The 15,766-nt window shown below is 36.9% G+C and carries 14 protein-coding genes; 9 read left to right on the top strand and 5 right to left on the bottom strand.

Features of this window, described 5'->3' with window-relative positions; translation table 11 throughout:
- Window positions 1–41: 41 nt before the first annotated feature.
- From SAZ04_RS12525 to SAZ04_RS12515, 3 genes are all read left to right on the top strand, one after another.
- Window positions 42–1,946 carry a beta-glucoside-specific PTS transporter subunit IIABC gene (locus SAZ04_RS12525; protein ID WP_332695585.1) on the top strand — a complete coding sequence of 635 codons (1,905 nt, stop codon included), beginning with the start codon at window positions 42–44 and terminating at the stop codon, window positions 1,944–1,946.
- A 12-nt stretch (window positions 1,947–1,958) separates the two neighbouring features.
- Window positions 1,959–3,398 carry a 6-phospho-beta-glucosidase BglA gene (bglA, locus tag SAZ04_RS12520; protein WP_332695583.1) on the top strand — a complete coding sequence of 480 codons (1,440 nt, stop codon included), beginning with the start codon at window positions 1,959–1,961 and terminating at the stop codon, window positions 3,396–3,398.
- A gap of 118 nt (window positions 3,399–3,516) precedes the next feature.
- Window positions 3,517–4,233 carry a 3-ketoacyl-ACP reductase gene (locus tag SAZ04_RS12515; RefSeq protein WP_332695581.1) on the top strand — a complete coding sequence of 239 codons (717 nt, stop codon included), beginning with the start codon at window positions 3,517–3,519 and terminating at the stop codon, window positions 4,231–4,233.
- Window positions 4,234–4,724: 491 nt separating this feature from the next.
- Here the strand turns inward: SAZ04_RS12515 and SAZ04_RS12510 are convergent, their stop codons facing one another.
- On the bottom strand, window positions 4,725–5,267 hold the full coding sequence (locus tag SAZ04_RS12510; RefSeq protein WP_332695579.1) for a D-lyxose/D-mannose family sugar isomerase: 543 nt from the start codon (window positions 5,265–5,267) through the stop codon (window positions 4,725–4,727).
- Between the two features lie 278 nt (window positions 5,268–5,545).
- Here SAZ04_RS12510 and SAZ04_RS12505 point away from each other — a divergent pair, with 278 nt between their 5' ends.
- The 5 genes from SAZ04_RS12505 (at window position 5,546) to SAZ04_RS12485 (ending at window position 9,905) form a co-directional block, all read left to right on the top strand.
- A complete protein-coding gene (locus SAZ04_RS12505; protein ID WP_332695577.1) occupies window positions 5,546–6,601 on the top strand; it encodes a zinc-dependent alcohol dehydrogenase in 1,056 nt (351 codons plus the stop codon).
- Window positions 6,602–6,644: 43 nt separating this feature from the next.
- Window positions 6,645–7,037 carry an HIT family protein gene (locus SAZ04_RS12500; protein ID WP_332695575.1) on the top strand — a complete coding sequence of 131 codons (393 nt, stop codon included), beginning with the start codon at window positions 6,645–6,647 and terminating at the stop codon, window positions 7,035–7,037.
- A complete protein-coding gene (locus tag SAZ04_RS12495; protein WP_332695573.1) occupies window positions 7,031–8,053 on the top strand; it encodes a TRAP transporter substrate-binding protein in 1,023 nt (340 codons plus the stop codon). Before SAZ04_RS12500 ends, SAZ04_RS12495 begins: the two co-directional genes overlap by 7 nt.
- Before the next feature lie 80 nt (window positions 8,054–8,133).
- Entirely contained in the window at window positions 8,134–8,622 is a 489-nt protein-coding gene (locus tag SAZ04_RS12490) for a TRAP transporter small permease (protein WP_332695571.1), read from the top strand.
- Window positions 8,623–8,624: 2 nt separating this feature from the next.
- A complete protein-coding gene (locus SAZ04_RS12485; RefSeq protein ID WP_332695569.1) occupies window positions 8,625–9,905 on the top strand; it encodes a TRAP transporter large permease in 1,281 nt (426 codons plus the stop codon).
- A 36-nt stretch (window positions 9,906–9,941) separates the two neighbouring features.
- On the opposite strand, the gene SAZ04_RS12480 is transcribed toward SAZ04_RS12485, so the two are convergent.
- Window positions 9,942–10,829, bottom strand: coding sequence for a helix-turn-helix domain-containing protein (locus SAZ04_RS12480; RefSeq protein WP_332695567.1), 888 nt, complete (start codon window positions 10,827–10,829; stop codon window positions 9,942–9,944).
- Between the two features lie 677 nt (window positions 10,830–11,506).
- On the opposite strand from SAZ04_RS12480, the gene SAZ04_RS23710 reads away from it, so the two are divergent.
- Window positions 11,507–11,725 carry a YczF family membrane protein gene (locus tag SAZ04_RS23710; RefSeq protein ID WP_488803345.1) on the top strand — a complete coding sequence of 73 codons (219 nt, stop codon included), beginning with the start codon at window positions 11,507–11,509 and terminating at the stop codon, window positions 11,723–11,725.
- Here SAZ04_RS23710 and SAZ04_RS12475 read toward each other — a convergent pair.
- The 3 genes from SAZ04_RS12475 to SAZ04_RS12465 form a co-directional block, all read right to left on the bottom strand.
- Entirely contained in the window at window positions 11,722–12,822 is a 1,101-nt protein-coding gene (locus SAZ04_RS12475) for a GerAB/ArcD/ProY family transporter (RefSeq protein WP_332695565.1), read from the bottom strand. The two genes, SAZ04_RS23710 and SAZ04_RS12475, sit on opposite strands and share 4 nt — an antisense overlap.
- A gap of 68 nt (window positions 12,823–12,890) precedes the next feature.
- Window positions 12,891–14,093: a Ger(x)C family spore germination protein gene (locus SAZ04_RS12470; protein WP_332695564.1), complete on the bottom strand. Its 1,203-nt coding sequence runs from the start codon at window positions 14,091–14,093 to the stop codon at window positions 12,891–12,893.
- A 25-nt stretch (window positions 14,094–14,118) separates the two neighbouring features.
- Window positions 14,119–15,696 carry a spore germination protein gene (locus tag SAZ04_RS12465; protein WP_332695562.1) on the bottom strand — a complete coding sequence of 526 codons (1,578 nt, stop codon included), beginning with the start codon at window positions 15,694–15,696 and terminating at the stop codon, window positions 14,119–14,121.
- Between the last annotated feature and the right edge of the window lie 70 nt (window positions 15,697–15,766).

Genomic DNA, 15,766 nt, shown 5'->3' with positions numbered 1-15,766 from the left:
TAATGTGAATGTATACTAAAATATTAAAAGGGGGGTTTAAAGTGTCGGGTAAAGTTAGAGATTATACGAAGCTTGCGCAAGACATTCTAGAAGCTGTTGGCGGGGAAAAAAATGTAATTGGAGCTACACGTTGTGCCACCAGACTTAGATTAGTACTGAAACGCTCAGATCCAAAGGCAAAAGAAAAAGTAGCATCTATGCCTGGTGTTATTACAGTTGTAGAAAACGGTGGCCAATTTCAAGTTGTTATTGGTCAGCATGTTGGAGAGGTCTATGAAAAATTTTCAAGCTTAGTAAACCTTGATACATCTGATGACAACAATGAGAACAAAGGAACCATCTTAAACCGTGTCATTGCTACAATGTCAGCCGTGTTTGCACCATTTATTTACATTTTAGCTGCAGCCGGTATTTTACAAGGTTCGTTAATCATAATTAATTTATTGTTTGCAAGTTTTGCAGCAACTGGCACTTATGAGGTTTTAAGTTTTATATCATGGGCACCATTTGCTTTCTTACCGATTTTCATTGCCATTACAGCATCGAAGCATTTTAGAACAAACACATATATTGCAGTCGCTTGTTGTGCTGCCTTGGTTAGTCCGACATGGGCAGAGATGGCTGGACGAATTGCAGCAGGAGAGAGCATTACGTTTTTAGGGTTTGGCTTAACTGAAACGGTGTATATGTCTTCAGTGCTGCCGCCACTATTTTTAGTATGGATTTTGTCTTACCTGGAAAAGTTTTTAAATAAGAACATGAATGAAGTCATTCGACCGTTATTTGTTCCATTTTTGTGTATGTTAATCATGGTTCCTTTAACGATTGCATTAATTGGTCCTATTTCAACAGCAGGAGCAAGTGGAATTGCCAATGGTTATAACTTCTTAGCAGAAAATGCACCTGCTCTTGCGGGAGCGATTATTGGAGGCTTCTGGCAAGTGCTCGTTATTTTTGGTGTGCATTGGGGAATTACACCAATGGTATTAGCGAACTATGATTTATATGGCCGAGATTCATTCCAAGCGTATCAAACGATTGCTGTTATTGCGCAGGTTGGTGCGGTCCTTGGAGTTATTTTGAAAGCACGAAGTCAAGAAACGCGAAAAGTCGGCGTTTCAGCTGGGATAACCGGTTTGTTTGGAATTACAGAGCCAGCCATTTATGGTGTAACGTTGAGGTTTAAGAAGCCGTTTATTTTTGGTTGTATTTCAGGTGCAGTCGGTGCAATTGTAGCAAGTTTCTTTAATCCTTATTACTTTGCCTATGCGGGTTTACCTGGTCCGTTAACGATTGTAAACGGTATCAGTTCAGACTACCCAATGTCGATTTGGGGGATTTTAATCGGAGTTGCAATTGCCATTATTCTTCCTGTCATTTTCATTCAAATTTTTGGGTACGGTGAAGATACAGCAAAAGCAGCAGGCAGTGATAGCTTAGTAGAAGAGCAAGGTCAAAGTGGGGAAAAGTTACAGGAAAGTTCCAACAATAATGAAGAAATAGTAGATGCTCCATTTACTGGAAAAGTTATCCCTTTATCAGAGGTTCCAGATGAAGTATTCAGTTCAGGAGCAATGGGGAAAGGGGTAGCAATAGAACCTTCAGACAACAAATTGTATGCTCCGTTTGACGGAATGGTTGTTATGGTAGCACCGACAAAGCATGCGATCGGTCTGCGTTCAAATTCAGGAATTGAATTACTTGTGCATATTGGATTAGAGACGGTTTCATTAAATGGAACACCTTTCTCTTTACATGTAAAAGACGGAGATAAGTTTAAAAAAGGTGACTTACTCGTCAGTTTTGATAAAGAATTCATCGAGAAAAAAGGGTTAAAAACGATTACGCCGATCATCATAACGAATTCACACGCTTATAAAGATGTAATCATCGAAGAACTTACAGCTTGTACACTAGACCAGGAATTATTTACAGTAGTAAAATAGGGGGAAGTTAACATGTCAAAAATGCCAGCAGGTTTTCTATGGGGCGGCGCTTTAGCCGCTCATCAATTTGAAGGTGGATGGGATCAAGGCGGGAAAGGGCCAAGCGTAGTCGATGTCATGACAGCCGGTGCCCATGGCGTACCGAGAAAGATAACAGACACAATCGAAGTGAATGAATTTTATCCAAATCATGAAGCCATCGATTTTTATCACCGCTATAAAGAGGATATTGCTTTATTTGCTGAGATGGGATTAAAGTGCTTACGAACATCTATCGGCTGGAGCCGAATTTTCCCAAAAGGTGATGAGGCTGAGCCTAACGAAGCAGGGCTGCAATTTTATGATGATGTATTTGATGAATTGCTGAAGCATGGAATTGAGCCTGTCATCACGTTATCTCACTTTGAAATGCCATTACATTTAGCAAGGGAATATGGTGGATTTAGAAGTAGAAAAGTAGTAGACTTCTTCGCAAAATTCGCTGAGGTTTGCTTCAATCGCTATAAAGGGAAAGTGAAATACTGGATGACCTTTAACGAAATCAATAATAAAATGGATGTGAATAATCCTCTATTTTTATGGACCAACTCAGGGGTGGCTGTAAAAGAAGGAGAAAATGCAAAAGAAGTGATGTATCAAGCGGGACATCATGAACTGCTTGCAAGTGCTTTAGCGGTAGCAAAAGGAAAAGAAATTAACCCAGAGTTCCAAATTGGAGCAATGGTTTCCCATGTACCTATTTACCCGTATTCTTCAAACCCGGAAGATGTGATGTTAGCGGAAGAGGAAATGAGACAACGCTACTTCTTTCCTGATGTTCACGTTCGTGGCTATTACCCTAGTTATGCGTTAAAAGAATTTGAAAGAGAAGGATACAATATCAAGTTCGAAGACGGCGATGAAGAAATCTTAAGAAACGGTAAGGTTGATTACTTAGGTTTCAGCTACTACATGTCAACAACTGTGAAAAGTGATGTTACAAATGATAACACTGGAAATATTGTTAATGGCGGATTACCTAACGGTGTTGAAAATCCATACATTAAATCTAGTGATTGGGGCTGGGCAATCGACCCAACTGGTTTACGATATACATTAAACCGTTTTTATAACAGATACCAAATCCCTTTATTTATCGTAGAAAATGGATTCGGTGCAGTCGATACGTTAGAAGAGGATGGTTCAATCCATGACCCAGAAAGAATCGAGTATTTAAAATCACACATTGAAGCATTAGAAAAAGCAGTCACGTACGATGGTGTTGATTTAATCGGTTATACACCTTGGGGAATCATCGATATCGTATCATTTACAACAGGTGAAATGAAAAAACGGTATGGAATGATTTATGTCGATCGTAATAACGAGGGAAAAGGATCGATGAAGCGCTATAAGAAGGATTCGTTTAATTGGTATAAGCAAGTAATTGAGACGAATGGTGAACAATTATAATAGGGGGACAGGTTCCTTGTCCCTTCTTGTCATCCCCCGATAGAGTTCAAGACTTTTGTTCTTGCACCTTTCCATGTTTAAATAGGGGAAAGCGTATATAAAGAAAGGGTGGATGAACATGCAATCGTTAAATGGGAAAAAAGCACTTATTACAGGAGGAAGCAGAGGAATTGGACGAGCAACTGCTATTGCACTTGCTAAAGAAGGTGTGGAACTCGGTCTTATTGCGCGTTCAGAGGAAAGCTTTGAAGTGGTTCGAAACGAATTAACTGCACTTGGCGCAACGTTTGTCACTGCTGTTGCGGATGTTTCTAAAGAAGATGAGGTTCAGCAAGCGATTAAAGAGATAGAAGATCAACTTGGGGGCATTGATATCCTGATTAATAACGCAGGGGTTGGAGTACGAGGATCCTTTCAAGAACTCTCAACCGATCAGTGGAAAAAGGTGCTAGACACTAATGTTATGGGCATTGTACATGTCACGAAAGCAGCACTACCTGGGATGATTGAGAAAAATAAAGGGGATATCATTAACATTTCCTCCATGTCGGGGCTAAAAGGTACTGTAGGATCGAGCGCTTACAGTGCATCCAAATTTGCTGTGGTTGGTTTGAGCGAGTCGCTCATGCAAGAGGTGCGCCAACATAACATTCGCGTTAGTGTATTAACGCCAAGTCTTGTGGAAACAGACTTTACACGCGGAAGAGATCACGAACCAAATCCCGAAAAATTTATGCAAGCTGAGGACTTAGCAGAATATATGGTAAGTCAGCTCAAGCTGGAACAGCGGACATTTATTAAAAGCGCTGCACATTGGGCGACGAATCCGTTTTAGGGGGGGACAGGTTCCTTGTCTCTTCTTCCCATAAGAGAAACGTAAGCAAAATCAATCGATAGTATCTATAGACGAATGCTGGTAATAGATTGGAAGTCTATTGTTAGGATTGAGGGGGGATTATTAACGTTGCAGCTAAAGGATGGGGAGGTGGGAGTTATTTCTAAGCGACGAACGGTGTTCCTGCCCTCCAAGAAAAATGGTGAGTCAGCTATTTGTATGTAAAAGACAAAAGATTAAGAAATTACTTTTCATTGATTTTCCTATCTTTAAGATGAAATACGTCAAAACTATTCTAAACGACATTGGTTGATAATACATTTCTGATCATAACCCCAATAGGAATCGGAACTTTAGTACTAAGACTAATTTATAAATTACATTTCAAATAACTTGGAACTGCACGTCACAACTAACTTTTAAAACCATGTGTTGTGCTCCGGGGCGATCTGGAAGCAGCAAAAAGGGACAGAGGAACCTGTCCCTTTTTCCTATTCTACAACAGGCATTCTTTTTATGCTTGAATCGGTAAATATATCATTTTCGTCAGTGCTTTTTGTGGAAAATTCAGAAATGATTGCTCCTTCATCGCCCGCTTGAAACCAATGAAGAGTGTTTGGAAATAAAGTGTATTGTTCTCCTGCATTTAGTATAATCTCATTCCATACGGTAAATGTATCTTCTTTATCTTTGGGAATAACTGCTTTGGGATTTTTGACATTTGGTCCTGGCACGTACAAGTAAACGGTTCCATTTCGACATCTGAAAGTTTCCTCTTTACCAGGCGAATCTCCAACAGGAGGGTGTAAATGTTCTGGACAAGTTTGTCTAGGTAGAAGAACTAGGTCCTTAGCACAGCAACGTTCAGTATTAATGTATTCAATTAGCTGTAAACCAAACTCTCTAATTCTATTAAGACCGAAATCTGCTATTTCCAATTTTTCTATCTCCCTATTTGTTAACGTAATATTCGATTGTTGAAAATAGGCTAGTGTCTCTTCTTTAATTTGATCATATTCCTCACGTAAAAGCATCTGAATCCCTCCATTTTTATTTAATACTAAAAGTTTAAAATATAAAATCGAGATGATCTATGACGAAAATAAATAACTTCTTATCCAAAATTCAGATTCCCTTTAATTTTAGGTGAAATAGAAAAACTATGAATGATTTAGCGTGCAACGGAATTTTATGAATCTGAGTATTGGTTAAATGTAATTGAATTATAGACATTTATATTTATAGGTTCCTGCCCTATAGTAGGAGATGTAATGTAAGTGTTTACAAAATAAAAAATGTTAGGGGAGAAACAATGATGGTAAGAAAAATGACAGTGCCGCCAATGAAATTAGTAGATCATGAGGGGGATGGCACTCAAATATGTGCAGTTATGTCAGACATAGAAAAAGTAGAAATAAAACGTGCAGAGATTCCAGAACCTGCTGAAGGGGAAGTACGGATAAAAGTAAAGTGGGTCGGCATATGTGGCAGTGATGTCGAAGTGTACCGTGGAGCTCGTGAGCCGGAGTTTATTTCTTATCCAACACGTCTTGGACATGAAGTGGCAGGGGTTATCGACAAAGTTGGTAAAAATGTATTGGGACTTAATGTAGGTGATCATGTTGCTCTTCGGTATATTTGGGGAGCTTTTGCAGAGTATGTATGCTGTAAACCATTCTCTGTTAAAGTCTTACCGAAAGAGTTACCTCTTATTGAAGGGTCTTTAATAGAAGTCATTCCAGCATTATTATCTGCTGCAGAAAATGCGGATATTTCGCCAACTAAAAATGTGTTAATTATGGGTCAGGGAGTTAGTGGACTTGCATTAACACAAGTAGTAAGTCTGTTTAGTCCTAAAAATTTAGTTGTCACGGACTTGTTTGATGAAAAGTTAGAGTTGGCGAAAAAATATGGAGCAACTCATACTTATAAAATCCCTTCACATGATGCAAAAACGATGGATATTATAGGGGATGATTTTTCAGAAGGTTTTGACATAGTCATTCCATGTCTACTTGAAGGATCGGGAATGGTAGATGCAATTGATGCAGCTGCGCAAAATGGAAGAATTGTCATGTATGGTTGCATAGGTACATGTCATGAACCTATCGATTTCTTTAAAGTTCATAAAAAACGGTTAGATATTTTTTCTACTGAACCAAAGAGAGATATCGATAATCGCCGATATTTTGATGAGGGGTTAAAACTAGTCATGGATGGCCTAGTAAATACGAAAGAAACCATTACTCATATTTTCCCTTTGGAAAAAGTTGATGAAGCTTTTAAAACGCGAAATAATCATAAAGGTGACACGATACATGTAATGATTGATTGTGAAGTAAAAGGATCTAATGAAAAGAATGACTAACTCCTGTTTTTATTGTGAAAAAGATAGTACTTTAAGAGAATTAATGATCGAAGTAGTAGAATTAAAGACTTCTACATTATATTTAAATAAAGATCAAACACATCTTGGACGATGTATTCTTGCCTTTCATACCCATAAGAAAGAGTTATTTCAATTATCAAACATTGAACTTCATAGTTTTATGGAAGAGTTATCGAAGGTAGCAAAAGCATTGCAAGAGGCTTTTAATCCACAAAAAATAAATTATGCTATTTATGGTGATCTCGTGTCTCATCTCCATTTTCATATTGTACCTAAATATGAAAATGGAAGAGACTGGGGAGAAGCTTTTGTTAATGCTCCTATACAAAAAAAGTTTGTAATTGAATCCGAATATCATCAACTGATTGAAAAGATTAAAGTACAGTTGGAAAAAGAGGAGGAAATAACATGGTGAAAGGGACAAATGGTTTGGTTGTGTTTTTATTAGGAATGGTTCTATTTATAGTAGGCTGTTCTTCTGAAGGAACTGCGAATAATGACAGCGCTAACAATTTGTCAGGAGATCAGATTGTATTGCGTCTATCAGAACCGCAAGTAGATGAATACCCGGATTCAATAGCGGAAAAAGAATTTGCTAAAAGAGTAGAAGAACTCTCTAATGGTCGAATAAAAGTTGAAGTATATACAGGTGGTCAACTAGGGGATGAAACAACCACAATTGAGCAGACTCAAGTAGGAGTTATCGATTTTGGGAGAGCGAATGCCGGTCCTTTAACTCAATTTGCAGATAGTCTTGGTGTTTTCAGTTTCCCTTTTCTTTTTGATAACAGAGAACATATGTGGAAAGCTCTGGATTCTACTCTAAAGGAAGCATTATTTTCAGATTTAGAGGAATCAAATTTAATTGGTCTGGCCTTCTATGATGCTGGTGCTAGAAGTTTCTATTCAAAAAAACCAATTCAAACAGCTGAAGATATAGAAGGTATGAAAATTCGTGTCATGCAAAACGATATCTTAATTGATGCGTTTAAGGAATTACAGACTTCCCCTACCCCACTTGCTGCTTCAGAAGTATACAGTGGATTGCAAATGGGGGTTATTGAGGGCGGAGAAAATAATGTAGCTACATATGTGGCAGATGGTCATTATGAAGTAGCTGAAAACTTTACTTTATCAGAACACTTGCGTATCCCAGGTGTGTTATTTATGAGTAAAAGCTCTTGGGATAAACTTTCTGAAGCAGATCAACAAATTATTCAAGAGGCTGCATTAGACTCAGAAAAAACTCAATTAGAAGAATATGATAAATTCTCACAAAAAGCTATGAATAGAGTAGTTGAGGCGGGAAATAACGTAATTGAACTTTCTGAACAAGAACGTAATAAGTTTAGAGAACGTGTACAGACACTATATGAAAAGTATGAATCAACGTACGGCTCCCTTTTTGATGCAATTGACGAAACAAGATAACAATATCACATAGGCAAAGGGTAGATAAATACTCTTTGCCAGATTCAAAAGTAGCGTAATACGTTCGGAGGAGAGATAATGTGACGAATAAAGTTCTCTTAACAGTAAGAAAATTAACCGAATCCTTTGTTTTACTTATGATCGTTCTTATGACGATTATCATTAGTTACCAAGTTATATCAAGATTTGTATTTAACTATACACCATCATGGATACAACCTTTGTCATTGCTATTTATGGTTTGGGTTGGCTTTCTTGGGATCGCTATTGGTATTCAAGATAACAGTCATATAAAAATAAACTTTTTTGTGTCCAAAATGCCTGATAACATTCAACGATTATTACATTTATTCCAACGAGTAGTAGCGATTCTATTTGGTTTATTTATGGTTGTCGAAGGGGGTAAATTCTCATATAACATGATCGACTCTTATATTTCAGGACTCAATATGCCTTCAGCCATTCTTTATGCTGCTGTGCCGGTAGCTGGTGTACTTGTTATTGTTTATTTACTGTTTGAGTTTTTAGGGAAATGGAAAGGCATTAATGAAGAAAGTGAGGGGGAGTAGTAATGGCCATTGCGACTTTGATTGTATTGTTTCTTATTTTATTAATAATAGGAGTTCCAGTTGCATTAGCGATGGGATTAACTTCCATTGTTGTAGCCTTTCTATTAGATATTCCGTTGTCTGTTCTTGCCCAACGCATGGTAGCAGGAATAAATAGTTTTCCACTTTTAGCTATTCCTTTTTTCATTTTAGCAGGTGAAATTATGAATACAGGTGGGATTTCACAACGCCTCATCAAACTATCTGATGTAATCGTAGGAAGATTTCGCGGTGGATTAGGTATGGTTAATGTAAGCTCTAGTATGCTCTTTGGAGGCATTTCAGGTTCAGCACTGGCAGATACTTCATCCACTGGCTCAGTTTTGATTCCTATGATGAAAAAAAAGGGATACGATCTTGATTATTCTGTTTCTGTAACTGTTACTTCATCAACGCAAGGCATTGTTATACCCCCAAGTCATAACATGATTATTTATGCATTAGCAGCAGGAGGGGGCATTTCTATTAGTTCTTTATTTCTAGGTGGGATTCTACCCGGTATTTTGCTCGCAATTGGGCTGATGGTAACAGCGTATAGTATTGCTGTAAAAAGAAAATATCCAGCTGAAAAACCATCGTCTATAAAAGATATATTAGTAGCAACAAGGTTAAGTGTTCCAGGCTTAATGACTGGTGTGATAATAATTGGTGGAATCATGTCAGGGATATTTACTGTGACAGAATCTGCAGCAATAGCGGTAGTTTATGCTTTTTTTATTAGTTTTGTTTTTAACCGTGACGTTTCAATAACTATGATTATCCCTGTCTTAAAACGAACCTTTAAAACATTAGCACTGGTTCTATTCTTAATTGCAACATCAAGTGGATTTGCTTGGTTATTAGCTCTGCTTCGCATCCCGGCTCTAATTTCTGAGAATCTATTAAGCTTGACAGATAATCCTATTCTTATAACGCTAATACTTATTATAATTCTCTTATTTTTGGGAACCCTTCTAGATGTTGCGCCAATTATATTAATTACAACACCTATTTTATTACCAATTGCAACAAGCATTGGGATGGATCCCGTACATTATGGCATTATGATGATGATATGTATGGCGATAGGATTGGTTACTCCACCAGTTGGGGGAGCATTGTTTATAGGAAGTGCTATTGCAAAAATACCTATGGAAAATGTTGTTAAGACACTGCTTCCTTTTTATATCAGTATGATTGTTATCCTGTTACTTGTTGCTTTCATACCACAAATTACATTGTTTATACCAAATTTATTTCAATGAAAAGTAATATAGAGATCCGTTATAAGAAATTCATCTTTAAAGGTCACTTGAGATCTTAGGTTGTTTTTTGAGTGAGGGTGAAAATTCTTCTTCAAGAAGAATATCTTTTCCTACTACTGTTCTAGCTTGTTCCCTATAATCTGTTGGAGAAACTCCCTCTTTCATATGAAATAACCTTGAATAATATGGGGCAGATAAACCGATAAGTTCGGCAATCTCAGAAATCGTAAAATTACTGAATTCTAGGTATTCTTTTGATTTTTCAATTCTTAAACTTTGTAAAAAGTTCATGGGAGTGGTATCAAACTTTTTTCTAAATAACTCAATGATGTAGTGAGGATGGAAGTTAAATTGTTTTGATATATCTGATAGAGTAATTTTGGATTGTAGATGTTCAGATAAGTACTGTACGATTGGGAAATCAGGATGAAATTCATTTTTTATTGAGTATAGTAAACGCTCATTTGACGTTTGTGACATAGTATTTTCTTGTATAATTGAAAGTAAAATATCTTTAAACCCGACATCGATTCGATAGGGAATTAAAGGAATAGGTTGCTTGAAATTAATAACTGAAAGTTTGAATAATTCTTTCAATTTGGGGGAGTCACCAATGAAATATGGAACTGGCAATCTATTTTCTTTTAAGAGCTCCTCTACTTCTTCGCTAATAATATCGAATTTAATATCAATTGTAGAGGAGATACTTTTAAAATAAAAACTATGATCATACCTTTTTGATATAAAATAAGCATGCTTAGGAAGAAAGGCATACGATTCTCCCTCTATTTGTATGGTTCCCTCTCCATCTATAAAATAAAGTAGCTGATATAGATCATCATGGTAATGCTTTTTAACACCAGTATTCTTCTCATAATCAATGCGGGATATCCAAAAAACTCGTAGTTGATCATCACGTAACACGATATTCACCTCGGCTTCTTTGACTTGTTTGAATTTCTCGTGCCTAGTATAGAAAATAGTTCAAGGAAATAAGAAAGCCATAAGAAAGACACCGTTTTCATTGTAAAATAGAAGGACCTACCACAGTACTTCCAATTATAAACTCTCATCAGAGGAGATGAAGACGATGGCTTATCATTTATTGAACCATATTCAAGGGGAAAACGGAAGTGAAAGACACAATTTATAAGATCCATATATTATTGAAGGAGGGAGAGGAGTCGGTTTCCTTGATCATGAAAAGAATCAGTTCCAGCTACGTCTATTGGTAGAATAGGAAATATGAACGGTCTGGTCACCTTTTTCAAGAGCGATTTAAGAGTGAAAATGTAGAAGAACGAGCCTACTTTCTAACGGTTCTTAGATATATTCATCAAAACCCACTCAAGGCAGGTCTTGCAAATAACGTATTCGACAGCAATTGGATAAAGAAAATAGGGATGATACTGCGGAAACTAAAAAAGCTAGAAGGGGTATCTATCCGACAATTGTCGAGAATAACCGGTATCTCCAAAAGTGTAATCCAACGTCTACAGTAAAAAGGGACAGAGTACCTGTCCCTCTAATGAATATTTAAATAGGGAAACAGTAACCATAGAAGTGTAACCACTTAGAGGAGTTGATTGAGTTTGAAAATAGTGCTAATTTTTTCAATTTTACTTTTGCTAATTCATTTAGTTGACTTTTCTTTTCAATTATTGATTGGTCGAAATTCTTATCCTACCATCGAATCTTTTGTACATCAGTATAAGATGATGGATACCGTTGAGTACCTTATCTTAATAAGTTTATTGTTTCTTCTTTTTAAAACGATTCTTTATCCTGTTTATAAAAAAATGCGCACAAAAAAAACTTAGCTTCTTTTCATATGCTTTTGAATCAACGCGATGAACAATAATAAACCTGGAATAATAACTGCAATTGGGACATGCACATAAGGAGGAAGCAATCCCCCTCCAATTTCAATATGCTCCGCAAAATTCCCAGCCACCGTTAAGGATGGTAACAAGATGACTATCCCAATAGGAAAAACAAGTGATTTGTAATCCTTTACATTAAAAAGATCCGCAGTACCGATAACAGCTGCTAAAAAGAAAATCCCCATCTTAAATAAATCACCAATAATAAGAGTTAAAAGAACAATCGGATCTAAACGGTCAATAAATTCCATCAGGCTCACTCTTCCAATTGTGTCAAACAAAGCAAAATTGGAACGAGTAAATACATCAACACCAAGAACTAGTATATTTAACATAATGGTGAAGCTTAGAACGACCGTACTAAAAAGGATGGCTGATAAACCTGCCTTCATTACTGAGCGTGGTTTATTTAAATAAGGTAAAAGTAAAGTAATGGCCAACATTTCTCCCCAAGGAACTACAAATAAACTTGGAAACGATGTGGAAAGCATCCCCAAAAAACCATGTTCTAAGATAGGAAATAAATTCTCAGTATCTACTTTATTCGATATTAAAACTGATATACCCCCCAAAAAACCTAAGACAATAATAATAAAAAAAGAAAGCTCTGCCATTCTTCCTAAAACTTCAACGCCATGTCTCAATACTAATATCATTGTTAGTATCATCAAGAAATGTATGAAAAATAAGGGTGTGCTTGTAAACATAGATGCATTAATTAAATCTCCATAATCCCTGAGAACCCTTGCAGAACCATGAAGGAAATAAAGGATGAAAACGAGCCCGAATAAACGCCCAATCCATCTCCCGACTATTTTTTGGGAATATGAAATTAACGAAAGCGTAGGGAATAGTTTATAGAGAGAGCCATAAATCACAAAAATAAGGGTTCCTCCCACTGAGCCACCTATGAGAATCGCAAGCCAAGCATCTCGTTCCGAATCAGCCCCATAACTAACGACAAGAGCTGTACCGAATGCAAATAAAACCATTAAGCAAAACAGTTGCCAGGCGTTAATTCTTTCTTTTTTCACTTGGATTACCATCCCTTTCCGTTTACAGTATTCGTAACGTTCGATACTCTAATGTCTAATGAAACTCATTACTGGATCTCAAGTGGTTTATTGCGTAAACCAGATTGACGAATAAATATTTGTGCTTCGACATTGACTTTTGCGTTACTAAAATGATTGTCCCAATCCTTCTCCCAATATCCCCACTGTTCTGGATCCTCCTGAAATATAGCTGCTCCCAAACCCAAAACATCACTTTGGTGCTTCTGTACTTCAGAGATAGCATCTTCTGCCTCTTTCTTCACTACTTTCATAACCTTTTCTTGAATCAAATCAATTTCATTCGAATCTGTCAAATTAATGAAACACTCCGTTTCTCCTATGTTTGCATCAGCCAATATCTTAACAGTAAATTCTGGTTGATCCTTATTTAATAGAGGAATAACCTGAGACTTTGACCGTATGATTTCAACATTAATACTCTCTTCTTTCTTTTCACACTCCACATTTACAATCGTACTTTCCACCTTGCCTAGCACCCATAATAACCCCCTTGCGGAATATTCCTGTAGCCAACCCTTCAGCTTATCACCTTGAAAAACGGCAATATTATCGGGAATCATAACAGCTTTGGGCTCGACTTGTTGAATATTAGTAGTACTATCCTCAGGGGGTTGTCCAATCACTTTCACTCCTCCGATATAGGGATCTTTCCCTGCTGTCCCAACAGCCTTAATGATTTCATCAATATCAACTCTCGCTGTAAAAGCTCCTCTTTTTACACTCATTTCACTTTTTTCAAGCAAGCTTTCAGACGGTTTCATTTCAATCGGATCCAGAGTGCTTAAAACAGTCTTTGCCGCAATTCCATTGGTAATTAATACAGTAGTCAGAGGACGTAATTCGTGATCTCTTTCAAAAACGTCTAAAAATGCTTTTACCCCTTCCTTAGCTACTTCGTCACTGAATACAACCATTCGCATATGAGGAAAATACAGCTGACCTGGTGTCTTTTGTGCGGCTCTGCGCACTGCTTCAAACATCGTTTTTCCTTTTTGAGTAATAATGGTAATAGGAGCTTGGTCTCCCCCTCCTCCTCCAATGGTTGGAGTCACTTGACGCGGGATGAGAATTTGAAACGTAAAAAGATACATATCTTCTTCAGGGGCTGTATCAACTCCAACACTAGTAACTAAAGCAATGTTATCTAATTCTTTTTGATCCCAGCACCCTGAAAGTATGATTACTGCCATACATATAATGGACATTCCCTTTGACCAACTAGATTTCATATCATCAACTCATTTACATGAATCATTAGTTTTTAAAAGTATTAGCCTTTTTCTTTTTTTCTAAAAGAGAAAATGGAAACCGAAGAATGGCATCTTTATTGCCAGCTAAATAAAATGGGGCAAATGGTGATAAATAATGAAGTCCAAATGACCGTAAGCTGCATAAGTGTGCCATCATAATAAAATACCCTAAAGCCACCCCAAAAAGACCTGAAATAGACGCCACAATCATAAATGAAAAACGCAGAATTCGAGTCGTATTCGCCAAAGTATATGAAGGTATTGTGAAATTTGAAATGGCAGTTAAAGCAACGATAATTGTCATCGCAGGAGAAACCAAACCTGCGGATACAGCTGCATCACCAATAACGAGAGCTCCAGCGATTGATATTGTCGGGCCAATAGCCCGAGGGATACGAACACCTGCTTCTCTTAAAATTTCAAATGTAATTTCTAATAACATGGCCTCAATTAGAGCTGGATAAGGAACCCCTTCACGTTGGGCCATAAGACTAATCAAGAAATGAGTCGGGATAATTTCTTGATGATATGTAATTAATGCAATATATATAGGAGAACTAAATAATGAAAAATGAAAAGTGATGTATCTCAAAATTCTTATTAAACTACTTATGCTATAGCGAGATGTGTAATCTTCAGTTGATTTAAGGAAGTCAGGAAATACATTAGGGACAACGAGAGCAAATGGTGTTCCCTCCACAAAAATGGCTATCTTTCCTTCCGTTAATATTCTAGATAACCGATCTGGCCTTTCCGTGCTAAGCACAGTAGGAAATAAAGTGATTCTTTTTTCCTCAATCAACTCTTCAATATGGTTGGATTCTAAAATAGCCTCAGCATTGATGTTATTTAAGCGTTCTTTTACTTCATCTAGAACCTTATCATTTACAATGCCATCTATATACATGATGGCTATATCCGTATTTGAGAGATCACCCATTTTTCTTCTTTCTACTCTTAGTTTGCCTGTTTTCAGACGTCGCCGCATTATTGCCGTGTTCTCACTAACCGATTCGATAAATCCCTCTTTAGAGCCTTTCACTACTGTTTCTGAAGTAGGTTCAGTGATGGCTCTGTAATTACTGCCTAATGTACTAACAATTAAACCATGATTCATACCTTGAAATAACAAAATCGTATTTCCATCCAAAAGAGAGGAAAGAACGTTCCGATAATCTGTAACGACACTTACGTTTCCAACAGTTGATACCATTTCTCTAGTTAGATTAAAGGTATTTTCAATATAAGATTTCTCATTTTCTTCGATCTCCAATAGTTCAGCTGACTCTAAGGATAAGGAATGGCAATGAGTAATGAGTTCATTAACCATATCTTCATTTGCTAACCCTTCTATATATAGGGCCACTACATAAATTGATCTTGGATGCCCCATTATAAACTTACGACTAACGAAATCAGATGAGTGGCCAAATTCCTGTATAATACTGTCCAAATTCTCTTGTAAATTCTCTGTTAATTTTAATTGGTCCTCATTCAAATGTGAATCAGCTGGGGTGTGAACATGATCGTCTCGTTTATCATTCAATAGCTTTTTATAAAACTTTTTTCTGAAAATACTCAAACGATATCCCCTCCCAACTTTCCTGTTATTTTGTTCTTGTTTTGCTAAATTATTCAGGGGACAGGTTCCT

Source organism: Halalkalibacter lacteus, from assembly GCF_036663595.1.
Taxonomy (GTDB): Bacteria; Bacillota; Bacilli; order Bacillales; family Bacillaceae_D; genus Halalkalibacter; species Halalkalibacter lacteus.
The sequence above is the reverse complement of the archived record's forward strand: the minus strand, read 5'-3'. Positions and strand labels throughout refer to the sequence as shown.

Bases quoted from the DNA above. Each gene is read 5' to 3' on its own strand.
- SAZ04_RS12505 (WP_332695577.1), top strand. From the start codon at position 5,546: ATGATGGTAAGAAAAATGACAGTGCCGCCAATGAAATTAGTAGATCAT.
- SAZ04_RS12495 (WP_332695573.1), top strand. From the start codon at position 7,031: ATGGTGAAAGGGACAAATGGTTTGGTTGTGTTTTTATTAGGAATGGTT.
- SAZ04_RS12515 (WP_332695581.1), top strand. From the start codon at position 3,517: ATGCAATCGTTAAATGGGAAAAAAGCACTTATTACAGGAGGAAGCAGA.
- SAZ04_RS12500 (WP_332695575.1), top strand. From the start codon at position 6,645: ATGATCGAAGTAGTAGAATTAAAGACTTCTACATTATATTTAAATAAA.
- bglA (WP_332695583.1), top strand. From the start codon at position 1,959: ATGTCAAAAATGCCAGCAGGTTTTCTATGGGGCGGCGCTTTAGCCGCT.
- SAZ04_RS12510 (WP_332695579.1), bottom strand. From the start codon at position 5,267: ATGCTTTTACGTGAGGAATATGATCAAATTAAAGAAGAGACACTAGCC.
- SAZ04_RS12485 (WP_332695569.1), top strand. From the start codon at position 8,625: ATGGCCATTGCGACTTTGATTGTATTGTTTCTTATTTTATTAATAATA.
- SAZ04_RS12470 (WP_332695564.1), bottom strand. From the start codon at position 14,093: ATGAAATCTAGTTGGTCAAAGGGAATGTCCATTATATGTATGGCAGTA.